This window comes from Streptomyces sp. 6-11-2 (assembly GCF_006540305.1).
Classification (GTDB): domain Bacteria; phylum Actinomycetota; class Actinomycetes; order Streptomycetales; family Streptomycetaceae; genus Streptomyces.
In genome coordinates, this window is sequence record NZ_BJOR01000001.1 from 7,825,798 (window position 1) to 7,849,512 (window position 23,715).

The 23,715-nt window shown below is 68.5% G+C and carries 23 protein-coding genes and 3 pseudogenes; 5 read left to right on the forward strand and 21 right to left on the reverse strand.

The window, feature by feature from the left end; genetic code table 11:
• Positions 1-295 precede the first annotated feature (295 nt).
• The 9 genes from TNCT6_RS35260 to TNCT6_RS35300 all read right to left on the reverse strand — a co-directional run bounded on the left by TNCT6_RS35260 (position 296) and on the right by TNCT6_RS35300 (position 9,443).
• Positions 296-1,093: a terpene synthase family protein gene (locus TNCT6_RS35260; RefSeq protein ID WP_141365619.1), complete on the reverse strand. Its 798-nt coding sequence runs from the start codon at positions 1,091-1,093 to the stop codon at positions 296-298.
• Between the two features lie 164 nt (positions 1,094-1,257).
• Positions 1,258-2,622 (reverse strand): cytochrome P450, encoded by a 1,365-nt coding sequence (locus TNCT6_RS35265; RefSeq protein ID WP_172633149.1) that lies wholly within the window; start codon positions 2,620-2,622, stop codon positions 1,258-1,260.
• A gap of 47 nt (positions 2,623-2,669) precedes the next feature.
• Positions 2,670-4,268, reverse strand: a complete 1,599-nt coding sequence (locus TNCT6_RS35270) for a prenyltransferase/squalene oxidase repeat-containing protein (protein WP_172633150.1) — start codon at positions 4,266-4,268, stop codon at positions 2,670-2,672.
• Positions 4,265-5,350 (reverse strand): polyprenyl synthetase family protein, encoded by a 1,086-nt coding sequence (locus TNCT6_RS35275; protein ID WP_141365625.1) that lies wholly within the window; start codon positions 5,348-5,350, stop codon positions 4,265-4,267. Before TNCT6_RS35275 ends, TNCT6_RS35270 begins: the two co-directional genes overlap by 4 nt.
• Before the next feature lie 129 nt (positions 5,351-5,479).
• The gene (locus TNCT6_RS35280) at positions 5,480-6,718 is read right to left on the reverse strand and encodes a cytochrome P450 (RefSeq protein ID WP_141365628.1); all 1,239 of its coding nucleotides are present in this window, start codon (positions 6,716-6,718) and stop codon (positions 5,480-5,482) included.
• Positions 6,715-7,311 carry an ATP/GTP-binding protein gene (locus TNCT6_RS35285; RefSeq protein WP_141365630.1) on the reverse strand — a complete coding sequence of 199 codons (597 nt, stop codon included), beginning with the start codon at positions 7,309-7,311 and terminating at the stop codon, positions 6,715-6,717. Before TNCT6_RS35285 ends, TNCT6_RS35280 begins: the two co-directional genes overlap by 4 nt.
• Entirely contained in the window at positions 7,292-7,663 is a 372-nt protein-coding gene (locus TNCT6_RS35290; RefSeq protein ID WP_141365632.1) for a DUF742 domain-containing protein, read from the reverse strand. Before TNCT6_RS35290 ends, TNCT6_RS35285 begins: the two co-directional genes overlap by 20 nt.
• Positions 7,660-8,094, reverse strand: a complete 435-nt coding sequence (locus TNCT6_RS35295) for a roadblock/LC7 domain-containing protein (protein WP_141365634.1) — start codon at positions 8,092-8,094, stop codon at positions 7,660-7,662. The genes TNCT6_RS35290 and TNCT6_RS35295 overlap by 4 nt, the downstream gene beginning before the upstream one ends.
• A complete protein-coding gene (locus TNCT6_RS35300) occupies positions 8,091-9,443 on the reverse strand; it encodes an ATP-binding protein (protein ID WP_141365636.1) in 1,353 nt (450 codons plus the stop codon). The genes TNCT6_RS35295 and TNCT6_RS35300 overlap by 4 nt, the downstream gene beginning before the upstream one ends.
• 1,414 nt (positions 9,444-10,857) lie before the next feature.
• Between TNCT6_RS35300 and TNCT6_RS35310 the strand changes: the two genes are divergently transcribed.
• Positions 10,858-11,331: a hypothetical protein gene (locus tag TNCT6_RS35310; protein ID WP_141365638.1), complete on the forward strand. Its 474-nt coding sequence runs from the start codon at positions 10,858-10,860 to the stop codon at positions 11,329-11,331.
• 260 nt (positions 11,332-11,591) lie between these two features.
• Here TNCT6_RS35310 and TNCT6_RS42230 read toward each other — a convergent pair.
• Positions 11,592-11,714, reverse strand: a pseudogene (locus tag TNCT6_RS42230) (DUF4158 domain-containing protein); the annotation flags it as partial.
• Positions 11,715-11,866: 152 nt separating this feature from the next.
• Between TNCT6_RS42230 and TNCT6_RS35320 the strand changes: the two are divergent.
• Both TNCT6_RS35320 and TNCT6_RS35325 read left to right on the forward strand, forming a co-directional pair.
• The gene (locus TNCT6_RS35320) at positions 11,867-12,601 is read left to right on the forward strand and encodes a MerR family transcriptional regulator (protein WP_141365640.1); all 735 of its coding nucleotides are present in this window, start codon (positions 11,867-11,869) and stop codon (positions 12,599-12,601) included.
• A complete protein-coding gene (locus TNCT6_RS35325; protein ID WP_141365642.1) occupies positions 12,598-13,437 on the forward strand; it encodes a hypothetical protein in 840 nt (279 codons plus the stop codon). Before TNCT6_RS35320 ends, TNCT6_RS35325 begins: the two co-directional genes overlap by 4 nt.
• 301 nt (positions 13,438-13,738) lie before the next feature.
• On the opposite strand, the gene TNCT6_RS35330 is transcribed toward TNCT6_RS35325, so the two are convergent.
• From TNCT6_RS35330 to TNCT6_RS35360, 7 genes are all read right to left on the reverse strand, one after another.
• Positions 13,739-14,533: a hypothetical protein gene (locus tag TNCT6_RS35330; protein ID WP_141365644.1), complete on the reverse strand. Its 795-nt coding sequence runs from the start codon at positions 14,531-14,533 to the stop codon at positions 13,739-13,741.
• A gap of 326 nt (positions 14,534-14,859) precedes the next feature.
• A complete protein-coding gene (locus TNCT6_RS35335; RefSeq protein ID WP_141365646.1) occupies positions 14,860-15,120 on the reverse strand; it encodes a hypothetical protein in 261 nt (86 codons plus the stop codon).
• A 219-nt stretch (positions 15,121-15,339) separates the two neighbouring features.
• On the reverse strand, positions 15,340-15,681 hold the full coding sequence (locus tag TNCT6_RS35340; protein ID WP_141365648.1) for a hypothetical protein: 342 nt from the start codon (positions 15,679-15,681) through the stop codon (positions 15,340-15,342).
• A gap of 69 nt (positions 15,682-15,750) precedes the next feature.
• Positions 15,751-16,038 (reverse strand): hypothetical protein, encoded by a 288-nt coding sequence (locus tag TNCT6_RS35345; protein WP_253266352.1) that lies wholly within the window; start codon positions 16,036-16,038, stop codon positions 15,751-15,753.
• A gap of 344 nt (positions 16,039-16,382) precedes the next feature.
• A complete protein-coding gene (locus tag TNCT6_RS35350) occupies positions 16,383-17,222 on the reverse strand; it encodes an ABC transporter permease (protein WP_141365650.1) in 840 nt (279 codons plus the stop codon).
• Positions 17,219-18,229, reverse strand: a complete 1,011-nt coding sequence (locus TNCT6_RS35355; protein ID WP_141365652.1) for an ABC transporter ATP-binding protein — start codon at positions 18,227-18,229, stop codon at positions 17,219-17,221. The genes TNCT6_RS35350 and TNCT6_RS35355 overlap by 4 nt, the downstream gene beginning before the upstream one ends.
• A 51-nt stretch (positions 18,230-18,280) precedes the next feature.
• Complete coding sequence (locus tag TNCT6_RS35360; protein ID WP_141365654.1) at positions 18,281-18,736, reverse strand: MarR family winged helix-turn-helix transcriptional regulator; 456 nt, start codon at positions 18,734-18,736, stop codon at positions 18,281-18,283.
• A 62-nt stretch (positions 18,737-18,798) separates the two neighbouring features.
• On the opposite strand from TNCT6_RS35360, the gene TNCT6_RS40520 reads away from it, so the two are divergent.
• A complete protein-coding gene (locus tag TNCT6_RS40520) occupies positions 18,799-19,572 on the forward strand; it encodes a hypothetical protein (protein WP_216372832.1) in 774 nt (257 codons plus the stop codon).
• Here TNCT6_RS40520 and TNCT6_RS35370 read toward each other — a convergent pair.
• Positions 19,514-20,488, reverse strand: coding sequence for a hypothetical protein (locus TNCT6_RS35370; protein WP_141365656.1), 975 nt, complete (start codon positions 20,486-20,488; stop codon positions 19,514-19,516). The two genes, TNCT6_RS40520 and TNCT6_RS35370, sit on opposite strands and share 59 nt — an antisense overlap.
• An 87-nt stretch (positions 20,489-20,575) precedes the next feature.
• Entirely contained in the window at positions 20,576-21,322 is a 747-nt protein-coding gene (locus tag TNCT6_RS35375) for an HAD family hydrolase (protein WP_141365658.1), read from the reverse strand.
• A gap of 201 nt (positions 21,323-21,523) precedes the next feature.
• On the opposite strand from TNCT6_RS35375, the pseudogene TNCT6_RS35380 reads away from it, so the two are divergent.
• Positions 21,524-22,329 (forward strand): annotated as a pseudogene (locus tag TNCT6_RS35380) (IS5 family transposase).
• A gap of 9 nt (positions 22,330-22,338) precedes the next feature.
• On the opposite strand, the pseudogene TNCT6_RS35385 reads toward TNCT6_RS35380, so the two are convergent.
• Together TNCT6_RS35385 and TNCT6_RS35390 are read right to left on the reverse strand one after the other, a co-directional pair.
• Positions 22,339-22,632: pseudogene (locus tag TNCT6_RS35385) on the reverse strand (transposase family protein); the annotation flags it as partial.
• A gap of 87 nt (positions 22,633-22,719) precedes the next feature.
• Positions 22,720-23,622, reverse strand: coding sequence for a helix-turn-helix transcriptional regulator (locus TNCT6_RS35390; protein ID WP_141365660.1), 903 nt, complete (start codon positions 23,620-23,622; stop codon positions 22,720-22,722).
• Positions 23,623-23,715: the final 93 nt, after the last annotated feature.

Genomic DNA, 23,715 nt, shown 5'->3' on the forward strand with positions numbered 1-23,715 from the left:
GGCCACTCGGCGACCCAATTGAAGCGCTCGCGGGCGCACCACTGCTCCGCCCCTGCCGCGAGGCGGAGCCGGACGGATTGCCCGGTCCGGCGGCCGAGGTGCGGACCTGGCGATGCGCCGACGTGGCCCGGCGGCCCGGGGCCGGCACTCGGCCCACCGGCCTGGACCAAGACCCATGTGGCGACGGAAAGTCGAGTGCGGCCTTGGCGTCGGGGTGATCACCAGCCAGTCCAGGTCGTACGAGCGTCTACACACCCGCTGCTCGTCAAGCCGAGCGGACGGAGCGGGCAGCGCCTCATTTGGGGCCTTGGTATCGGGCATGGCTGGTGTGCCAGATGAAGGAGCGGGCGATGCCCTCCAGGGCGCGGGCGTGGGCTGTGAGCGTGCTCGGGGGATCGCAGGCGAGGCTCGTGATCCATCGCCGGGCGACGGCTGCTTCGTTTTCGCACATACCACTGGCGCGTGCAAACGCCTCCTCGAGGTTTCCGCCGTGCCGCGCCCGCAGCAGCGTGGGCAGGCTCAATGGCTGCACCGGCCCTCGCGCCACCTCACGTTCGTAGGAGGCCAAGTCGTTGACCCAGCCCGCGAGATTGGCCACAGCGGTCTCCAGGTGCCGCACCGGCGCCAGCGCCCGCTGCGCGTCCGCCAGTTCGTAGTCCAGGACAATCTCCGCCGCGGCAATGATCGTCCTGACGAACACGGTGTGCGGACGCATCTCCAGATAGGTCGCGAGCGCAACCCTCTCCGGCTCCGCCACATGGTGTGCCTCCCAGACCAGAGCCATGATGGTGTCGCGCAGGCTTGCGGCAAGTCGGAGGTACGCGGCTGGGCCGGTCCGGGCCCGGAAACGGGCAAGCAGGTCGTACAGGGCGGCGGGGAACGGGCCCATGAGGGGAGGCGGGCTGCCGCTGGCCAGGACGAGCATCAGCTCAGCGGAGCGGTCGACAAGACCAACCGGGTCGCCGGCGGCGTTGCCCTCGCCGTGCACGTCGTCGAACGCGGTGAGCCACAGCAGGAGTTCCGCGAACAGAACCAGATCGTCCGCGTCGGCGGTCGGGAAGGTACGCGATGCTCCGTGACTCGTGATGTTCACCAGAACACTCCTGGCCCTGGCGGAGGGAAGCAGCGGGTACTCCTCCAGCCAGCCGAGGAGTTGGCGTTCCGTGTGATTCCCGTGCGGACTCGCGGGGAACGGACCGGGGAACGTGGCGGTGAAGTCCGGTTGAGGCAGCATCGTCGCCGCATCGCCGGTGCCTGTCATACGGCCTCCCGGTGGCGGCGCACGGGCGTCCGCGCCTCGGCGGTCATGCGCAACGTGGACGGATGCAAGGTGATCGCTCCGACCGGCCGAACGGCAGGTCCTGGGACGGGCCGCAGCCGCCAGCGGGACGCGATCAGGGCCGTGATCAGGGTCGCTTCGGCCAGCGCGAACTCGTTGCCCATGCATTGCCGCTTTCCGGCCCCGAACGGAATGAACGCCCCCTTCGGGGGCTGCGGACGCTCTGGCAGCCAACGGTCGGGATCAAAGCGGAGCGGGTCAGGGTACAGGCCGGGGTCACGGTGCAGCGTGTAGGGGCTCCACACGATGTCCTCCCCGGCCGGCAGATCCACGGCTCCGAGCCGCACGGGCTCAATGGTCTGACGGGTCACCAGCCATGCCGGGCTGTACAGGCGCAGACTCTCGTTGACCAGTCTGCGGGTGAACGTGAGCCGCGTCAGAGTCTTCGTGGTCAGGGGCTCGTCCGTGAGGACCGTGTCGGCCTCGTTGTGCAACTGCCGCTCCAGGTCCGGGTTACGGCCCAGCTCGTGGAACAGCCAGGTCAAGGTGACCGCAGTGGTTTCCGAACCCGCCGCGAGCAGGCCCGTGACCTCGGACAGGATGTCCTCGTCGGCCAGCGGCGTACCGTCCGGCTCCTGGGCGGACAGAAGGAGCGACACGATGTCGTCGTGGGCTTCCGGCCGCGCCAGGTGGTCGGCGATGACCTCACCCACAGCAGCACGCATCACATGGCCGGCACGCCGCGCCCGCCGGTTCCCCCGGGTCGGCAGCCGTTCGAGGAGGGGAAGTGGCAGCAGGGCACGGCGGAGAGCCGCGGCGAAGAGGGTGTCGACGCTCTTGAGGATCGCGTGCCCGGTGTCGCGGTCGGGAATGGTGGAGAACAAGGCCCCCATGACGACGTTCTGCGTCATCAACTGCATCTCGGTCTTCAGATCCAGTGGCCCCATGCTCTGCCATGCCGCGATCATCGGATCGACTGTGGTGTGCATGGTCCGGACGTACTGGTCGACCTGTTGGTGGTGGAACGCGGGTTGCATCAGGCGGCGGCGCCTCAGGTGCCGGCTGCCCTCCGCGACCGGCAGGGCATCCTTGCCGAAGAGTTTCAGCTTCTCGAACAGGAGCCCTTTGCTGAAGTGTCCCGATTTGCTGGTGAGCATCTCCTGCAAGAGCTCGGGAGAGTTGATGACGGTCACCGTCTTCGGGCCGATCGAGATACGCACGATCGGCCCGTGCTCGCGCAGGCGCTGCAGAAAGGCCAGACGGTCCCTCGCCAGAGGCACCGCGTGTCCGATGAGCGGCACACGCCCTGGAGCGTATGGCGGAACGTGCAGGTCGGCGTTCACGGTTGGTGCCTCCGTCTGTGATCCGGGCTGAAGGGGGGCGGGACGGTTCAGGGCCGGCGTGTCTGCAGCAGCTCGAGCGCGGCGGTCACCTCGGCCTGTGCCATGGCCTGCGGGGCGTAAAGGGTCTTGTCGTGCCAGAGGGCAGGGTGGTGGTGGCCGGAGGAGTGGACGGCTTCGCGCAGGATGTCCTCGGCGAGTTTCAGGGCCTGGGCGGCCTCTGGCCTGCCCGCGTGATCCGGGGAGTTGAGGAGGATGTTCACGGCATAGGCGGTCTCCTCGGCGGTGCCACCCCACACCCCCCAGGATCCGTCGTCGCCCTGAGCGGCCAGTACCCAGTCGGCGGCTGAGCGGACGGCGTCGCGGGTGGTCGGGCCCGTGTGCCCGGAGAGAGCAGTGACGCACCGTTCGGTGGCGTAGTAGGGGGACGCGTGCCACTTGTCGCACCAGGCGCCGTCGGACTGTTGCTGGGCGAGGAGCCAGTCGCGGGTCAGGTCCATACGGGCCTGGAGAGCGTCACCTGTCGTGGGCCGGTGGCTCAGCCAGGCGGTGAGCGCCTGGAGGGCGTGGGCGTTGGCTGTGCTGGAGCCGGTGTCCTCGCCGACATAGCAGTCGTAGTGGTCGCCGGCCTCGAAAGCGGACAGCGGGGAGGGGTCGCGGGGTGAGCCGGCGAGGGCGGACACCAGCACCGCCATCGCGGTGTCGTCGGTGTCGGGCAGCAGGCCCGGGGCGCCGCGTACGCCGGCGGCGTCGTAGATCTCCGCAGCCCAGGCGCGGACGGGTGGCACACAGGTGGCGGGCAGGCCGGGACGGGCCAGGGCGGCGGCGACCCAGAGCCGCTCGAAGACGGAGATCGGCGTGGCCTCCGGGAAAAGACCGTCATAACGCTCCGCCACGGCGGTCAGCGCGGTGACCGCCTGTTCCCGGCCCGTGCCGGGACCGGTGGCCAGCCAGGCGGCGGTGGCGGCGGGGGAACTGCCCAGCAGCCCGCCTGGGACGCCAGGCACCATCTGCGGCAGGCGGCGCGCGACCCCTTCGAAGGTGTGGTGCAGCTTGAGTGGCACACCGCCGGCCACCTGGCACCGCTCGGCCACGCGGTCGGGCAGCGCCGCCTGAAATCCGCGCGGCTGAGCCAGGCGCTGCCCGCGGGCCCACGGGCCGAGCCGGGACAGGGCCGCGACCTCCGGCTGGTCCAGGTGGTCGTTGATCAGGATGACCAGGTCGGGGGCGAGGATCTCGATGGCCGCCGTGTCCGGCCACCCACCGGTCCTGGACAGGTCCCGCAGCGCTGCGAGCCCGTTGTCCACAGCCGCGGCGAGCTGCTCGCGCGAGACGCCTGCGGCCGTGTCCTGGCGCAGCGTGGACAGGAGGGCTTCCGTGGCGCTGAGCGTCGGCAGCAGCCGGTAAGGCGCGGGTCCCTCTCCCCAACTGCCGGCGGCGGACTGCCTCTCCAGCAGCCACGTCAGACGCCGTTCGTGTCCCTCCAGCCATGGTGCCCAGGAGGTCACCCGGGCCGTCTCATACACGGAGGGACGCACGTTGCCCCAGGGATCGTTGTCGACCGACGTCACCAAAATCTGGGCCCGCTCCACGTAGCTGTTCGTGTGCCGTGCCCGTATCGGGGTCGCCTGGTGGGACATGGATCTCATGACTGCCTTTCCGTGGCTATCCATACGATCTGTTTCAGCGTCTCGGCGACGTCCTGGGGCAGGTCTGCTTCTTCCAGCGTGGCGAGAGCGGTGTCGCGCCTGGCGGTGATCATCTTTTCGACCCGCTGCCGGGCGCCGGTGGTCTCCATGAGGGTGCGGACCCGGTCGATGTCCTCGCTCCCCAGTTCCGGGCTGCCGACCAGGGTGCTGAGCAGCTTCAGGTCGGCCCCGGAGGCGTCCTGGACCGTGAGAGCCAGGAGCGCGGTGGCTTTGCCCTCACGGATGTCGTCTCCGACAGGCTTGCCGGTCTGTACCGGATCACCGAAGACGTTGAGCAGGTCGTCGCGCAGCTGAAACGCTTCTCCCAGCGGGATGGCGAAATCGGTGCAGGTCTGCAGCAGCTGCGGATCGCCGCCGGCCAGGGAAACGCCGAGGTGCAGGGGCCGTTCCACGGTGTATTTCCCCGTCTTGTACCGGGCGACCCGCAGCGCGGCCTCGACGTCTCCGGACATCCGGTCGGTCGACAGCAGATCCAGGTACTGCCCGTAGACCAGCTCGGCGCGCATGCTGTCCACCAGCGGCAGGACCCGGGCCCGTGTCCCGGCTCCGAGCCCTGCGCCCGCCAGCATTTCGTCCGACCACACGAGCAAGAGGTCACCGAGGAGGACGGCGGCACCCCGGCCGTGCGCCTCCGCCTTGCTGAGCCGCCCACCGCCGCTCATGTACTCGGCGGCCAGCGCGCGGTGGGCCGAGGGCCGTCCGCGGCGAGTATCGCTGTCGTCCATGACGTCGTCGTGGATCAGGGCGAACGTCTGGAACAGCTCCAGGGCGGCGGCGACGCGAAGGACCGCGTGGAAGTCTTCCGATGCGCCTGCGGCCTGCCATCCCGCCACGCACAGCAAGGGGCGCAGTCGCTTGCCGTTGGAGAAGAGAAGTCGGCGGACGGTGGTGAACAGCGGTGCCATTTCCGGGCCGAGTGCTGCCCGCTCCTGCACGACGACGAAGTCCTCGAGTACCGCGTCTACATCGTCACGAACGGATATAAGGGTCGGAATATCGGTGTCCCACGCGGTACCAGCCATCGATGCACGTACCTTCCTTGAAGCGAGAATCCCAGGCAAAATCGCCCTTTTCCCGTGGCCGGGCAGAACACGGCCCCCGGGTTTGCACCCCGGGGGCGGTCGGTCAGCTGTCGGTGTTGGTGATGTGGATCAAGCGGACACGGGGACGCTACCCCGCGTTGATCTCCGTGAATCCGGTGTCTGCGGAGTGAAACGGCAGGGCAGTGAGGTGAGAACGCGATAGATGGGGCCTGGCTGGTACGTCAGAGTGGCAGCCGGAACGGTGAGTTCGATGTCCGGCAGCCTGCCCATCAGCCGCTCGATGGCCGCGACCGACACCACGAACACGATGTCCTCGGCGGGGCAGGAGTGCGGACCGGCCGCGAAGGCGAGGTGTGCCTTGTAGTCGGAGCGCTGCTCGTCGCTCACCTGACCGGCGTGGGGGCAGGTGTTGACCGCCGCGTAGGAGACCATGATGGGCTCTCCGGCCTCGATGGCGCGCCCGTGGAACGTGACGGAGCGCCGCGCGCGGTGGAGGCTGTACATGGCCAGCGGCGGATCCGCCCAGAGCACCTCGTCGATGGCGTGCCTGATGGGCAGACTCCCGGTGGTGAGAGTGCCCCGGTACCGTTGGTCGGAGAGCATCTGCGCGAGGGTGTTGGCGATCAGGCCCGCCAGCGTGCCGTAGGCCGCGCCCTGAGTGATCAGTACCTGGTTGATCACCTCCTCCGGGCTGAGCCCGTGCGGGTGGTCGATGAACCAGGAGGTGAGGTCGCGGCCGCGCCGCGCGCTCTTCATGGCGTAAAGGCTGCCCAGATACGCGGTGAGAGCCTGCTCGCCCGCCTCCTTGGCCTGCGGGACCGTACTCATCATCGCCTCGATCGCCGACATGAGCTGGTCCGCGCCCTCGTCCGGCATGCCGAACAAGGTGTTCAGGACCATGAGCGGCAGCCTACGGGCGTACTGGGCGACCAGGTCGGCCCGTCCCGTATGGGCGAACTCGTCCAGAAGCGTGTCCGCGTGACGCCGCGTCACATCCCGTAGGTACTGGGGGTCGAGGAGCGCGAAACTGTCGGTGATGACCTTCCGCAGATGCGCGTGTTCCTCGCCGTCGGCGAAGAACAGGCTGGGCCGCCACTGCAAGGGCTCCTTGACCGGACTGTCTGCCGGCACCGTCGTGTCCCAGCCCCGGGTGTCCTTGGTCCAGGTACCGGGGTCCTGCAACAGGTCGAGAGCGGCCCGGTAGTCGGTGACCACCCATACGACGACGCCGGGATCGATCTCGGCGCGGCCCACCGGGCCCTGTGCTCGCAGCAGTTGGTAGCTGCGCTGAGGGTCGACGGCATGCTCCGGTCCGTACAGCGGTACAGCGTTGGGGGCATTGGTCACAGATCGCCTCCGGCACGGGTGACGAGGTGGGCGGCCAGCGCTCGCAGCGCGTTGAGGCTGGAGTCCCAGTCGCGCGCGTCGCAGATGACCATGGGGGTGTGATCCTCGACGTCGAGCTTGACGCGGAGGGTTTCCTCGTCATAGGTGGGGGATTCGGGGAATTGGTTCACGGCTACGGCATAGTCCAGGCCGCTCTCCTCTATGAGGTCCATGACCTCGAAGGAGTCGGCCAGTCTCCGGGTGTCCACGATGACGAGTGCGCCCAGGGCCCCACGGGCGTAGTCGCTCCACAGGGGCTTGAACCGCCGCTGCCCGGGCGTGCCGAACAGGTACAGGACGATTCGCCCCTGGGCGATGGTGAGACGGCCGAAGTCGATGGCCACCGTGGTGGTCTTCTTGTCCGCGACCGCAAGCTCGTCGACATGGGCCGCCGCGTCGGTCATGACCTCCTCGGTGTGGAGGCTCGGAATCTCCGACAGGGTGCGGATCAGCGTGGTCTTACCGATACCGAACGGCCCGGCCACCAGGATCTTCACCCGTTCGTGGTTCGAGTCCGGCAGGTAGACCGGCGCACTAGAGGGCGAGGAGCCCATGCATAACCTCCTCCAGGAGGGCCTTGCTGGGCCGTCCGGCGTGAGCGGTGGGAGCAAGGGCGTCCGGAAGCGGCGCAGCGGCACGCAGGTGACCGTCGGACACCAGTTGCGCGGCGAGCATCTTCACCACGCCGATCGGAAGACGCAGATAGCCCGCGATCTCCATCACGGTCAGCCCGCCGTCATTGACCAGGTCGAGAAGTCGCTGATGGGCGGGCGTGTGATGGGGCAGCGCAGGTCGGCCGGTGGCGGTCAAGGCCGTCAGGTCTTCGAGCGTGCTGTGCTCGGGAGCGCTGAGGCCTCCCGTGGCCAGGTAACTGGGGACCAGTCGTCGCGCCGGGCCCGGGCTCATGATGACGGGCCATGGGAGCGCGTGGGTACGGACATCAGCGCCTCGCCGAGGTTCTTCGCCTGCCGCGCGAGAGTGTGCGCGACGATGTTCATCGGCACATCGGTGCCGAAGGAAGCGGCGATGAACGCGTTGGCTCCGCCGGCCGGCATGACCATAAGCGTTCCAGAGGCGTCGAGTTGGACCGTAATGGTGGAGATCGGAGTCTCCTCGGGTGCCTGGAGCGAGACGACGGCCGCCGCGCGCGCGGCGCCGTGCAGGGCGGACACCATGGCCGCCATGCCCTCGGAGTCATCGCGGCCGAGGCTGCCCGAGGCTCCGACGACGATGCCGTCGGCGGACAGGATCAGAGCATGACGGACGCCGATCTCGATGATCGGGCCCAGGACCCAGGAGGGGTCGGGTATCTGCTCACTGAGAGTTGACTGGGTCAAGACTTGTCCTTGTTCTCAGAGTCGGTTGCGTCACGTCCGGCGGCAACGGCCTGCTCGAAGTCACCCCATGCGGCGCCAGCCGCATCCGGGTCCACCGGTCGAGCCGTACGAGTCAGAGAGCGGCCACGGGAGGATCCGCTCCGGCGGCGGCGCTGGGGCAGCCCGCTGGCGTCACGCGGAGACGGCGCGCTGACGTCACGCAACCCCTCCCCGCGCTCCGCGGCGTCAGGAGGTACGGGCGTGCGCGGCGCCGGTGCCGGCAGGGCCGCCATCGCCGACGGCGGCTCCGCCTGCTCATCGATGGTGGTCAGCAGATGCTTCGGAACCGCCAGCACGGCACGAACCCCGCCATAGGGGGAGACCTGATCGACGGACACGTGGAAGCCGTGGTCGGCGACCAGCTGCCCGATAGCCGCGAAACCCAGAGCCGGAGGGTCGCCCAGCTCGGTGAGCAGCAGCTTGCCGGCATTCTCGCCGGTCACCAGCCGGGTGCCGCGCGCGACGGACTCGCGGGTCATCCCCTTGCCCGCGTCATCGATCTGGATGCACACGTTGCCGTTGTCCGTCTGCAGAAGGGTGACCTCCACCGCCAAGTCGCCCCGTGAGGACTCCAGCGCGTTCGCCATCAGCTCGGCGCAGGCCACCGCCACCGGTTCTGCGGCCCGGCCGACAATGCCCACCCCGCCGACCAGCAGTTTGGTGTGGACCTGGATCCGCTCGAATCCGTTCAGACGCGACGTGGCTCCGGCGACGACGTCGGGGAGGTGGGTGTCCGGCCGGACCAGGCCGGGCCACGAACCACTCACGATGGCCGCTTTCTGCACCAGCCGGAGGACCTGCTCGTTGAGCTGGTCGATACGAAAATACTCCCTGACGACCTCGGGGTCGCGGCAGTCGCGCTGCAGCTCGTCGATGAGCGTCTGCAGCCGGAAGCTCTGGGCCTGGATGGCCGTGCAGGCGCCGCGCAGTGCCGCCCGGGCGGCGGAGTCGATACGGCCGCGCTCACCGATCAGTGTCTCCACGAACAGGTCGTGCGCCGCCTGGGCCTGCACCGCGAAGTCGCTGTTGTCGTTCAACAGGCCGTCGGGCACGGGATGATGGTCGCTTATCAAGTGCAGAGCGGCGGCGGGCAGCCGGTTGTTCACCAAGTGGCGCAACTCTTCGAACTGTGCCCTCTCGCGGGCCCGGAGGGTTGCCAACGCCTCATTCTGCTCGGCGATTTGCCGGGTCAGCGCCGCACAGCGACGCGACAGGCCCGCGCGAGATCTGGCGAGAGCCGCTGCGGCGACAGCGCCCGCTGCGGTTGTCGCACCCAGCACCGCAAGGGCAGCTTCGGGATTTGATGTCACGGATAGGGGGTCCTCGGAGGGTCAGAGCCAGGCCCCGGCCGGCATCGGGCGACGCAGCGAAAGCTCACGCCCGACAGGCAGACCTGGCGATGTGGGTAAGGGAGAGGCGCGCACGTCTGCCGGCCACCGCGTGGGACGGCCTGCTTCCCGGAACTCCGCGCTCCCAGGAGCCCGTCCCGCGGCAGGTTCGCACCGAGAAACGGAACACGGACACGCCAGGCACACTGGGAACCAAGGGAAGCAGGGCATTTCGCTCCGGTCGACAACGAGCAGACGATCCGGCATGTTACTCATAAGATGATCAGCGTGTGGCATCTTCACGTCGCGTCCACAATGCGGCAACCAGGCCGTCAAGGGCGGGTCGGTGCGGCCGGGCTCGGCCGGGAAGGACCGGGCTGGGTGAACGGCCCTGGCGAGAGTGCTGCCGTTGACTCCGAAGAGCCGGGCGAGCAGGTCCCGGGTGCCGACTTTGCACATGAGCACAGTGAGCCTTTCCCGGAAATGATCCTGTCCGGCGACAGGCCCCGCAGGCCGTCACGGTGACGAGCGGTGAAACCGGGACGGCGGTCCGCCGAAGCCGCGGGTGAAGGCGGCGGTCAACGCCGCAGGCGAGGCGCAGCAAAGCCGACCCGAGACTTCGGTGACGGAGGTCGAACGCAGCATGGGGAGTGCCGCCAACAGCCGGGCGCGGCCCGCCAATTGGCCTGGCTCTCCCCTGCCCCCTGCAAAATCGCCGGGTGAAGGCACGTTCACTCACGGCCGTCCGCGCGGCCCACGCGGCATTGGTGACGGTCACGTCCGGGGCCGCCAGGTAGGCGCGACAGAGCGTCGCGAGGTCGGGAGAAGCGGGCAGACCGATGTGGAACGGAAGCGGGGCGAGCGCGGCGACCTCGTGCAGCAGGAGCGCCGCGACGTGTCCGCCGCGTCCGGACAGATCGTAGTTGGGCACGAACTCGACTGCCGCCATCAGCAGTTCGCGTAGCAGCGGCGGCACGTCCACGACCGTGCAGGTGGCGGCCAACACGGCACGGCCGTCGGCTCGATGTACAGGCTCCGGGTGCTCACCTGGAGCATCCGGACGCGGTGCCGGGTCACAGCGGGGATCAAGAGCGCCCGCCCGGGAGGAACGGTCCAGGAGCCATCGGCGGTGTCGGCGACCATGACCCCGGTGGCGCCGTGGAGGAACTGCGCGGCACCGGGATGGAGGGGACGCCGTTCCCGACCGCGGGTCCATCGTGGCGTGCGCGGGGAGCTCCCATCCCGCCCACCATCGCCCCAGCCGGCCAAAGGTCCCCTCACAGTCTTGTCCTGACTCCCGCGCGGCCCGTGCGATCTGATCTTGCACGGTGCTCTCTCCTTTGTCGGTCCTGAAGTCCTACGGCCTCGGACTGGTGGGCTCGCATGTTGATGTGTCGTGTATTCACTGGGATTTCACGGCATCGGTCACGATGAGAAGCTGGTCAGGGTGGTGTTCCGCGGGCCAGGTTGGGACGATGCGGGGATGGAGAGTGATCTGGCGGAGCCCTCAGCCACGGAGTTGGCAGAGGCCATGCGCGCTGCGCTCATGCATGCCCGGTGGGATCCGGGCGGTGATCCGGCGGTCGCCGTTGATGTGTTGAGCGGCATGGTCGAAGGCGTGTGCGGTCCGGTCGATTCGGTGGCGGTCGGACAGACTGTCTTCGACTCCGAAGCGCTGGGGACGGTGTACCTGTTCTGCGCTTCAGTGAACAAGGCCCTTGATCGGAATCACCCGGCGCGGCCCCCCGCTCACCGGGGTTTGTCCATGGCGGAGCATCTCGCCTTCGTACAGCCCTTGCTGCCCGGACTCCACCGGCGGCAGCAGGAGGTACTACAACTTCTGGACCGGGAGTTTCCGGCAGACAACTGATTCAGTGAGCATGCGGAGTGGCGAACCCGGAGCCCAGACGCACTCACCGTGTGTCGTCGCCGGGAACGTATCGGCTCCAGGTCCCTCCGGCTTCGCGGTGACCAGCCGGGTGGCTGTCCTGTCGCGGTAACCGAGCGCCTTGGCAATGACGGGGGCCGGGGCCTGCAGGACGAGGTGGCGGATCGGGGAGGTCCTGCCGCGCTGCGGAGGAACGCCGATCTTCCGCAGGTGCACCTGGAGGCTGACCGGGTTCATCGGCGGTGGTAGCCGTAGGCGTCCCGGATCTCCCACGCGTGCTCGTACGCCGTCTTCAGCCGCTCGGTGTAGCGTTTCACGCACGACGGGTCCTGAATGCCGAGCGGTACGGCCAGGTGCTCGACGAGGACGACGAGGGGGAGCGGGCGCGGACTCTGGCCGGATACGTGCGCTGGCGAAGACGTACCACTCCGGTGTGCGGACGCGCTTGAATCGTTTTGCGCCCGACGATACTTTCAGCGCTTGACCTTGACGCAACGGCAGGGTTTCTACTGGCGGCATGCGAATCGGAGAGATCGCCGCGCTCGTCGGGCTCACCACCCGGGCGATCCGGCACTACCACCATGTCGGGCTGCTTCCGGAACCGGAGCGGCGCCCCAATGGCTACCGGACCTACAGCGTCCGCGACGCCGTCCTGCTTGCCAGGGTGCGCAGGCTCACCGAACTCGGCCTCAGCCTCGATGAAGTGCGCGACGCCCTCGCCGACGATGCCGGGCGCGAACTGGCCGAGGTGTTGGAGGAACTCGACGCCGACCTGGCCCGCCAGGAAGCCGACATCCGGGAGCGCCGCTGCCGGCTCAGCGCCCTGCTCGCCGAGCCGCCCGGCGTGACCGGGCCCGTCTCACCCGCCCTCGCCGCACTACTGGCACAGGCCCCCAGGACAGACTCGCCGAGCGCGGCCAAGGACCGCGAGTACCTCACGCTGATGGACGCCACCAGCACCGGTGGCCAAGAGATTTTCGCGCTACTCGGAACTCTGATCGCCGATCCCGCGGTCGTCGAACTGTATGAGCGCCTCGACGCGCTCGCCGAAGCCCCCGCCGACGATCCGCGGATCGCACCCCTGGCAGCTGACTTGATGGCAGCCGTCCCCGAGGAGCTGTTCGCCGCAATCCCCGAGGACGGGGTGGTCGTGACCGGGTTCAAGGAGGCGCTGCTCGCCGAGTACGCCCCCGCGCAGGCGGAAGTCGTGGGCCGGCTCATGGACGCGTTCATGGAGAGGGGCCGGGGATGAGCGGCCGACCAAGGGGCGTACGGGCGGCGCGGGTCGCGGTAGCCGCCGTACTGCCGGGGGAACTGGCCATGGTGGCCTGCCGGGTGGCCGGGGTCCGGCCACCCGGGTGGGCGCTGGCGGGTGCCGAGGCACTGGTGCTCGCGGTGCTGCTGCTGGAGGCCTGGGTGCTGCGCTCGCTGTACGTCGCCGCGCACGCCCGCGGCGCGGACCGCCGGGCGGCGCGGCGGGCCGCCGTACAGGAGGCGGTGCCGGTGACGGTCCGACGCCTGGTCCTCCACGAGCTGCGCGCCCTCGCCTCCCTGGGGCGGTGGGTCCGGCGCGGCACGCACGGGGTACGCCCCGGGGACCTCGCTGCCGCGTACACCGGGCCCCAGACCGCGATGATGTACGGGCTGCTCTTCGTGATGGTCATCGAGACGGTGGGCCTGGCCTTCCTCATCCCTTGGCCGGCGGTCCACCGGGTGATCCTGGTACTCGACCTGTACGGCGTCGTCCTCGTGCTGACCCTGCACGCCGCCTGCGTCACCCGACCGCACATCGTGCGCCCCGACGGCTCTCTGCGGATCCGCTACGGAGCCCTCTTCGACCTCGCCGTACCGCCTGACGCGGTCGCCTCGGTCCGGGTCGACCGGCGCTACCCCGAGGGCCGTCTGATCACCCTCTCCGAGGACGGGGTCCTCGACCTGATCGTGGGCAGCCAGACCTCGGTGACCCTGGAGCTGAACCGGCCACTCTCCTTCACTCGCCCGCTCGGCGCAACGGAAGAGGCCCACACCATCCGCTTCCACGCAGACGACCCGCGCGTACTGGTCAGCGCACTCCGTCAACCCGCCTGAGCACACAGATCGGTTCCGACCGCACAGGCGGAGCGAAAGACAACTTCGCAGGAGGAGTACTACGGCGACGTGCAGGAGGTCGGACGCCCGTGGCCTTCGCCGCGACTTGGCGCCCGGCAAGGCACTCCGATCGGGCGCCCGCCCGGTTGCAGTTCGGCTACTCGGCAATCTCATAAATGAGCATCTGTGAGAGATCTGCGAGAGCCCCCGGAGTGATCACGCACGTTGCCGGGTATGCCGTCGGCCCCGACTCGGCGTCGGCAAAGGCAGCATGCGGGAGGGCATGGCACGGTCGGTCGGGTCAGACGTGGCAGCGTACGTTGACTAGCAGTGTGTCTGCGGGCAGTGCGAGGAGATAGGACTGGACACCCTGGTGCCCCTCGTTGACGTCCGGCTCGTGGACGCAATCGGCGCGGCTGTGGCATGCGCCATGCTGGGGCGCTTCGTCCAGTTCGTACCACCATCCGCCTAGAGTCAGCACGTTGCGCGAAGGCAAGAGGCTGAACTCGTAGGTCGCGACGTATTCCTCGCGGCTGCGTTGGCCGATACCGACCGCGTCCCAGCCGAAGGAGAAGTGGTCCGCTATATCGGGCCGGGCCAATGTCGGCGCGACCTCGGCCCAGGCGTGGACGGCCGGCTGGGCACGGTAGGCGGCGGCCTCATGTGACGTTTCGTACGAGGCCCTGGTCCCTGCGGCGGCGAGGTGCCGGTAAAAGAACACCGACTCGTCGTCCGCAGCCGGGTGGCGGGAAGCTACCTCCTGCCATCGATCCCAGACCCGGCCCGCGTGCTCGGCGCCCCTCGCTCGGAGGGCATCGCGGAAATCGATCAGCCCCCTCGGCCCACCCGCGCATATTCCGGGCAGACCGGGCTCCAACGTGCCGTCCCAGCGGGGACGATCCTCGATCAGCCGCGGGTCGTCCTCGTGGTCGGCCAGCACCGGCAGGCCCATGGACCCGCCACAGATCCGAAAGCTGTCCCACACATCCCGTTCCACGGCGCCCACACCGTCTCGCGCGAAGGGCATCATCGCCTCCGCGACCGCCTCGTCGACCCTTCCCACGGCCGAACCGGGCAGGCACACGATGATCGACATTCCAGCCATCCTGGGATCGTAGGCAGGACGATCACTGCACGCCATCCCATCCGCGGCGAACTGGAGAGTCTCAGTCAGCCCAAATAGGCACTCGGCTACACGGAAAGCATGCGCAGTGTCATCGGTTCGTCACGAGGTACGCGCGTGGACTCCCCATGATCAAGAATTCAGCCAGGGGCGACCTCACCTGACCAGCCAGATGGAGAGACTGTCATTTCGCGTGATGCCAGATCAACTTCTTACGCGCGATGGCGCCAAGGTCGGTCCGTATGGCGGAGCCAACCAAAGTGCTTGCAGACGCACGGTGACTCGCGCCACGACGGGTTTCAAGATTGCGTGTGGCACACGGCTCTGCGACGCAACCCCCACGCCCTGAATCGGCCGCTCACGAAGATGCCTACGCCGATGGACAGCGCCATCAACAGAATCGACGGCCCGCCGTCGAGGGTCACGTGGCGGCCTCCGGCTGCCAACGACATCAGGAAAGCAATCGCCGTGAAGGTCGCGCCGGCGACGGTAAGGAAGACCGCTATCTCGGCCCACCACATGGCCCGCGTCGGTCGAGTCGTCATGGCGATGTTGTACATGGCGCATCTGGTTGCTGTACAGCAGGGAAGTGCAGCAACCCCGCGCCCAGGACCAACCGCTGCCAGCCCCAAGCAATCAGCTGACGTGCCTGACCGGCCTCAGCGACCACCATGCCCATGGTTCGCATCGAGGGGATCAGCCGCGACGAGCGGACCCGCCGCTCGATCACTCGCCGCCATATCACCGGGTACCGAGTGGTTGGCAGCCCAGGTGGGCGATCAGGCAGCCTTTGCCCGGCTGACGATCAAAGCGAACAGGGCTGCGCCAACGGGTACCCCGATGATCCCGCCTACCTGGAATCCCACATGGTGCGTGGGGGAGAGCCACGCCTGCACTGCAAGGCCGAGCACTGCCATCACGAGCACGGCCACGAGAGCGACTGCACATCCAACGCGCCGGCGCGGTGGCTCGGCGATGTAGAGCCCGAGCATTGGGGCAGCGGCGAACACCTGGACCGCGAAGGTGAGCGTTCTGTCGACCCCGTCTTCGAAGTGCCAAAGCGCCAGAGTCACGACTCCCCAGACAGCAAGGCCGAGCAGAGCACGCAATGCGACGGACACGACCACAACCCACGCTCGGCGGCGAATCGGGTCAGTCTCGGGGCCTTGCTCTCTCGTCACGGTGAGAGGTTAGCGGGCGTACGGGACGGTGCATGACCCTGGGGCTTTTGAGCACTCGCGCAGTTTGTCGTTGAAGACCTCGGCGTCGTCGATGACGACGCCGTCGAGCAGTCGGTAGAACTCTTCGGCGCCGATGCGGTGGGAGCGTTCGGTCTTGCCGTTCAGCCGCGGGGTGCGGGGCTTGATGTACGTGTGGGCGATGCCCTTGTCGAGCACGTGCCATTGAAAGGCGGACTGGAACTCGGCGCCGTTGTCGATCTGGATGACCTCGACCTGGAACGGCAGGCGCTGCAGCACGCAGTCGAGGAACGGGGATGGACTTCGGCATGGGGATCTCCGTAGTGATCGGAGACCCAGGTGTCAACGATGATCGTCAGTTTTGGACGTCGACGTCGGACGGGTAGACAAGCAAACGAAGCCTCTGGTGGAGACGGATTTCTTGGTCGAAAACCCATCTACCAGGGAATTCACCTGTCTGTCAGCCCAACTGCCAACCCAAACCGGCAGGTTGGAAAGGGCTCACTGCCGCAGTAAATGTGTACACCTCGCCCAGGCGGCCGGAATCGGCCGCCGCAGGTCCCGGCGATCACGCTAGGGGCTCCGCCGCAGTAAATCCGGCATTTACTGCGGCAGGCGCGTAGTCACGTCTGCACTCGCCGGGCGAAGCGGCGCAGGGCGAGGTAGCCCAGAGCGGCGGTGCCGAGGGTGAGAGCGGTGAGGTAGGCCCAGGTCGGCATGTGACCCGTGGAGGGCGTGAGGTTGGCGCGGAGGCCCTCGCTCATGTAAACGAGCGGGTTGGCCAGGGTCAGGACCTGGACCCAGCGGATCGGGTGCAGAGCGGTCCACGGGTAGTAGACGCAGCCCAGCATGGTGGCGGCGGCCAGGAGCAGGCCGAGCAGCGGCCCGAAGGCGGAGGCGTCGACCGCGGTTCCGAGCAGCAGCCCGAGTGTGGAGGCGAGCAGCGCGCTGAGTACCAGTGTCGTCAGCAGCAGGGGCCAGTTGTCGATATGGGCTCGGGGCGCGTTGCCGGGGGCGTGGACGAGCCAGACGATCGGAACGACAACGAGGGTCGAGACGAGGCCGAAGATCGCGGAGGAGGTGATCTTCTGCAGGCCCAGGGCCCAGACGGGCAGGGGCGCCAGGGCGCGGTCGGTGATCTCGCGGCCCGGGCCGAGTTCGGCGGCCAGCGGCCCGGTGACAGACATGATGCTCTGCAGGGTGAGGGTGCTGGCGATCAGACCGGGCAGCAGGATCGTGGAGAACGAGGTCGTGCCGCCCAGTCCGCTGCCGATGCTGGGCATGACGTAGGCGAAGGCGAAGGTGAACAGCAGCGGCTGGAGGCCGACCTGGATGAGCAGAGCGGGAAGGTTGCGGCCCAGGACGTGGAGGTCGCGGCTGGTCAGCGCGCGGTAGGCGTGCCAGGCGGCCCGGCGGGACGACAGCGGGCGGGAGGTGATGGCGAGAAGGTTCGCGGTGGTCATGGCGTGTAGTCACGTCCGGTCAGGGTGAGGAAGGCGGTCTGCAGGCTGGGGGGTGTGGTGGTGGCGTCGCGGACGATGAGGCCGGCCGCACTGCCGGCTCGCAGCAGGTGGCCCAGGAGGCCGTCGGGATGCGTGGTGCGGACCCGTACGGTCGGGCCGTCGACGGCCACGTCGTGGGGGCCGCCGGGGATGCTGCGCAGGGCGTCTGTGGCCGGGGTGGCATTGCCGTCGTAGCGGACGATGATGACCGTCTGCGCTCCGCTGGACGCCTTGATCGCCCCGGGGGTGTCGCAGGCGAGCAGGTGCCCGTGGTCGATGACGGCCAAGCGCTGGCACAGGGCCTCGGCCTCGTCGAGGTAATGGGTGGTCAGCACCACGGTCTGGCCGACCTCATGCAGGCTTGCGATGGTCCGCCAGAGGTCCTCGCGTGCCTGAGGGTCGACGCCTGCGGTGGGTTCGTCGAGGAAGAGCACCTCCGGCAGGTGCATCAGGGCCCGGCCGATCATGACCCGGCGGGCCTGGCCGCCGGAGAGCTGGTGGGCTTTGGCGCCGGCCTTGTCGGCGAGACCGAACTGCTCCAGCAGTTCGAGCGCGCGGCGGCGGGCTGCTGGGGCGGACATGCCGAAGTAACGGCCGCGGAAGGCAAGGTTGTCCGCGACGGTGAGTGCGCGGTCCAGTGTGTTGGCCTGGGAGACCACGCCGATACGGGACTTCACGCCGACCGGGTCGGCGCTCACCTCGTACCCGGCGACCCACGCCTGTCCGGCGCTGGGCGCGACCAGGGTGGTGAGCATGCCGATGCTGGTGGATTTACCAGCGCCGTTGGTGCCGAGCAGGCCGAAGAACTCGCCCTGGTGGACCGTCAGGTCCAGACCGTCGACGGCGACAAGACCGCCCTGCGCGCGCGGATAGACCTTGCGCAGGCCCTCCGTGCGGATGGCTGCCGGGGCGTGGGCCGTGGTGGCGGCGGGGGCGAGGGGCGGTGCGGGGGCTGGGGTTGGATTCATGTGGGTGCTCCAAGGTGCGGATGAGGCATCCGTCGGGAGGCGTGCCGGGGGTTATGGGGTGAGGGTGTGGCCGGGCAGGCCGGTACCGCCCAGGCGCGTCAGCAGCGCGGACATCTGGCCGATGTCCTCCTTGCTCCACGGGGGCGCGGCGAAGATCTCGGCGGCGATCTGCTCGGCCGTGGCGAGCATGTCCGTCAGGCGTGCGCGGCCGGTGTCGGTCAGTGCCGCGTAGGCCACCCGGCCGTCACGGGCGTCCGTCTCGCGCGTCACCAGCCCGATCCGCTCCAGCGGCGCCAGCCCCCGGGTCACCCCGGAGGCAGTCAGACCCAGCGCCTCAGCCAGGTCCACCCGGCGCATCCGGCCGCCGGGCGCCTGCCCCAGACGCAGCAGCGTCGTGAAGTCGGCCAGGCTCACCCCATGCAACCCTCCCAGGCTCGCGTCGAACCGCTTCACCAGGGCCGTCTGGGCCCTCACGAGACGCAGCGACGCGTCAAGCGCATCACTCATTGCCACCTCCTTGACTGCTCAAGCATATCAGTAGCTTGAGTAGTCAAGGATTTGTTCAGTTGATGGCCGGACGGAATCCTTGGACAGGAGCTTGGGGTGGCGAGGAGGACCTGAGGAGGCGCTGGGCCCGAGGGGCCGAGGACAAGTGGGAGCACGACCGCCCCGCCTTCGTACCAGCCGACCCGGACAGTGGTCTCGACTTCATCCTGGAACAGCCGATGACGGCGTGGACACCCTGCGCTCCTGCGCTGTTCCATCTCGCACTGGTTCGCGGCGCAGTGCACCGCCGTGGCGGGGACCCGGCAGGACGGCTCGACGTAGACGCGGCCGAGCGCCGAGCGGAGCAGCGGCGCCGGGAGGCCGGGCGCGTCAACGAGGAACTCGTCGCCGCCGCTACCCGGCCCGGCCGCGCGGCCCAAAGTGTCCCCGCCGCCCTCACCGCCAGCGAAGTCCGGGTGGCACGCCTGGCCGCCGACGGCCATACGAACCGCGAGAACGCCCAAGAGCTGCGTGGTCGCGGCGGCGAGAAGGGGCAGGCCATCACCGTGTGCCGATCCGTCCGGACGCGCCCTGGGAACGAGAACTCGGCGGCCTCTTCCTCTTGCATACCGGTCGAACGGACGGTGATGCCCGACACGGGCAAGGAGATCGAGGCCGTAGATGTCCCGGGGCTCGGCGCGACGCTCACCCATCACGTCCGCACCAACGACCCCCCGGCACTGGATTCCGTTTTCGTGGAGAGCATGACGAAGTGGTGCGAGTCGGTCTGGGACATGCTCACCGACGAGGGACAGTGGCCCACAGCGGATCCGCGATCACGGGACGCTCCGGCTTGATGTCGGCGAGCTTCTCCCAGAGGTTGCGGTGGCACTCCATGTGGTGTTCCGCGATCTGTCTGGTCGAGCGCGCCCGCGAGTGCAGATCCCAGCCGATGTAGCGGGCCTCGCCGTAGAGCGGGCCGAAGCCTTCGGTGTCGAGGATCCGGTAGGTGTTCTCGTGCCAGGTGACGTCTCTGTGCTCGATGCCGTACGGCGTGGAGAAAACTGTTTCCTGGTTGAGGATGTACAGCTTCCGCTCGGGTATCTGCGGCGACTCCCGGATCTCGCAGGATATGACGATTCCCGGATTTCGCTGGTGCACCCGTTCCAGCAGGTTCTTCAGTGTGATCCAGTTGTGCTTGGTGAAGTCGTCCCGCATCCGTTGCCGGTTCTCCGGGGAGTCCCGGAAGTAGAACCTCTCCGCTTCGGACTGACCATTACGGGGCGCGGGGACAAGGCCTCCGGGCAGCCCCATCGGAAGGTTCAGATGGGCGATGATGATACACAGCTTCAGTTCGACCGTGCGTACTTCGTGATCGGCCATCTTCTCCAGCGGTACCCGCAGCGCGTCCAGCAGCGTTTGCATCGTGAATCCGGAGAAGTCGACCCGCACGAGCCGCGCCTGGAACGCCCCCCGGAACGCGGCGTGCAGTTCATCCCGGTCGGCGAAGACATGGACGCCCGACACCTCCTTCGGCTCGGACCCGCTGATGGCATCGAAGAGGATCAGGGCGATCAGCGCCGCGAACGAACCTCCGAGCAATTGCTGTCCCTTGAGGGCGTTCCCCAGCGGGTCGATGACCTCGGCGGCGACTCCGAGCAGGGCGACCAGGGCGAGCAGCCAGCGCACCACGCGAGGCTTCCACCGGCCCAGCGTGTCCTGGAGGCGTTCGAGTCGGCTCGGGCCGTTGTCGCCCTCACTGCGAGATGACACACGTACCCCCGTGCGTGCCGTGGTGTGCGGGAGGGTGATGATGCCCCGTGGATCCCCTTTGCACACCAACTCGGCAGAATCGGTGGGTCAGTTGGCCTTTATGGCCGCCAAGGACCTCGCGGCGTCGACGACCGGCGCGTGCCCTTGCACGACCCAGCCCGCGCCGTGGTTCCTCATCTCCCGGGCGCGCTCGGCCGATGGCGTGTGGCCGAGGAAGGGGGTGCCCGCCACCCGGGCGGCCTGGAGGTCGGTGAGCTGGTCGCCGATGAGCAGGGTCTGGGTGCCCGGCAGGTCCAGGAGCCTCAGAGCGCGGCGGACGGGGTACGGATCGGGCTTCATGTGCCGCAGCTCGTGCGGGTCCCGCCCCACCACGGTGTCGAACTTTGATTGCAAGCCGTTGTTCTTGAGGAACTCCCAGACCGGGCCGTCGGAGTTGTTGCTGACGATCACCAGGCGCAGACCGAGGTCGCACAGTGCGTCGACGAGGCGCAGGACGTCCGGTGCCGGAACGGCCGCCCTGACGGCGTCGTACTCGTACCGGGTGACGATGGCCTCGGCCTCGGTCAGCGCGCGGGGATCGCGGGGCGTGACGGTCGGCCGGTCGAACATGTCCCGCAGATGCCGGAGGATGCCGTGGGAGTCGTCGCACTTCTCGACGTCGGGGTCCAGCCGGCCCCAGATATCGCGTACGACGTCCTTGATCTCGTGGGCTACGGGCGCGGTCGACTCGTCGCGGAAGAGGTCGGTGACCGGTCCGTCGAAGTCGAGCAGCACGGCACGTGCGCCGCGGAGCAGCCGCTGCAGAGCCCCACGTTCGTCGAGTGTGCCAGCCATCGGTCTCCTCCCGTCACCCCGGCCAGTGTGGACCATGGCGGGCCGTGCGGCCAGCACTGCAGGCCATGGCGCAATCCGGACGCAGCCAGATATGTGGAGGACAGGTGTGATTCCGGGATTCGTAGTTGGCTTGAGCTGGGGTGTTGCAGGTTTCTGTCAGAGGTCCTAACAGAAGCCGTTGATGTGTGACTGTCGGCTTGGATGCTCGTTGGTCTGTTCGTGGGGAAGAGGAAGTCTCGGCCGTGGATCGTGTCCGATGAACTGTGGCTGCTGATCGAGCCGTTGCTTCCGATCCCGGGACCGAAGCTGGTGGCGGGCCGGCCGCGGGTTCCTGACCGACAGGCTCTGTGCGGGATCCTGTTCGTGCTCCACACCGGCATCCAGTGGGAGTACCTGCCCCAGGAGCTCGGCTTTGGTTCCGGCATGACGTGTTGGCGGCGTCTTGCCGCGTGGAACGAGGCCGGAGTGTGGGACCGGCTCCATGCCGTCCTGCTGACGAGGCTGCGGTCGGCGAAGCAGCTGGACTGGTCCCGGGCGGTGATCGACTCCAGCCACGTCCGGGCCGCTCGACGGGGCCCAAAAGCGGTCCCAGCCCGGTCGACCGAGCACGTCCGGGCAGCAAGCACCACGTCCTCGTCGATGGGCAGTGCATCCCGCTCGCGGTGTCGCTGACCGGTGGAAACCGCAACGACGTCACGCAGCTGATGCCTCTGCTCGGGCGACCAAGGTGACGGCCTGACATGCTGCTTGCCGACCGGGGTTACGACCACGACAAGTACCGCCGTCTCGTCTGGGATCAGGGCATCAAACCCGTGATCGCCCGCCGCGGTGTCCCGCACGGCTCCGGTCTCGGAGTCCACCGCTGGGTCGTCGAGCGGACCATCGCCTGGCTCCATGGTTTCCGGCGCCTACGCGTCCGATGGGAGCGACGAGACGACATCCACGAGGCATTCCTCGGCCTCGCCACCTGCCTCATCACCTACCGACACGTCCAACGCCTTTGTTAGGACCTCTCACTCCTTGACCACGGAGCCGAGTTGGTCGGCCAGGCGGCTGGTGCGACGCTGGTAGCGCTCCACGACGCCCGGAACCTGCTCCCGGAACGTCTGCCGCGGGCAGCCGAGCACCGGGCAGGCCAGGCGCCGGACGCGCACCGACGCCACGACCCGCCGTCCATCCACCGGCACGTCCGCGACCACCCGCCCGTGGCGGCCATGCACCCGGCCCGTCGGCTGCGCGCACACCGGGCACGGCACCGGATCGTCCCGGGTCCGTGCCGACACCCGGATGACCTCGCCCTCGTCCGTCACGCCCTCGACGACGAGGGCAGAGACAGTCCCGAAAACACCACACCCACAAGCTCATTGACCTCTCTCACACCATGCTGACGACGGCCGTCACCCTTCGTTACCACCGATTACGGGACAGAGCCGTTCGTTTGACAGCCCCTGGGTGGCGGCCCAGGTCGCGAGGAGGCGCAGTCCTTCCTCGGAGGGCGATCCGGGTTCGGCGGTGTAGATGGTGAGGGTGAGGCCGGGTTCGGCGGCCATCTCCAGTCCTTCGTAGGCGAGGGTGAGGTCGCCGACGGCGTGGTGGTGGAAGCGTTTGGTGCCTGTGCCATGGTGGCGGACGTTGTGGGCTCCCCAGCGCGTGCGGAAGTCGTCGCTTCGGGTGGAGAGCTCGCCGACGAGGTCGTGGAGGTCCTTGTCGTGGGGGCTGCGGCCGGCTTCGGTGCGCAGGATGGCGACGGCGATGTCAGCGGCCTGGTCCCATTCGGGGTAGAAGCCGAGGGAGGCGGGGTCGAGGAAGTTGAAGCGAGCCAGGTTCGCTTGATTGTGGGGCGCGGCGTAGACGTCGGCGTAGAAGGCTCGGGCGAGCTGGTTGGCGGCGAGGATGTCCATGCGGCCGTTGCGGACGAAGGCCGGGCCTGCGGTGACAGCGTCCAGGGTCCACTGCAGGCTGCGGTGGGCCGTCCAGTGACGGGTGGCTCTGCGGCGGGGGCGGGTGAGGGCGTCGGAGCCGTCCGCTGTCTGTGCCAGGTTCAGCAGGTGGGCGCGTTCGGCGTCGTCGAGCTGCAGGGCGCGAGCGACGGCTTCGAGGACAGCCGGGGAGACGCCGGCGAGGTTGCCGCGCTCCAGCTTGGAGTAGTACTCCACGCTCATGTCGGCCAGCGCGGCGACCTCGCTCCTGCGCAGGCCGGGCACGCGCCGACGGCTGCCGGTGGGCAGGCCCGCCCGCTCGGGGGTGATCTTCGCTCGCCGCGAGGTGAGGAACTCGCGGACCTCTGCTTGGTTGTCCACGCCTTCGACGGTACGTCCCGCCCGCGGTCATAGGGATGTACTGGCAGTACACCCTTTGACGGTGTCTCGCTACCCACGCCGGGAGCGAGTTAC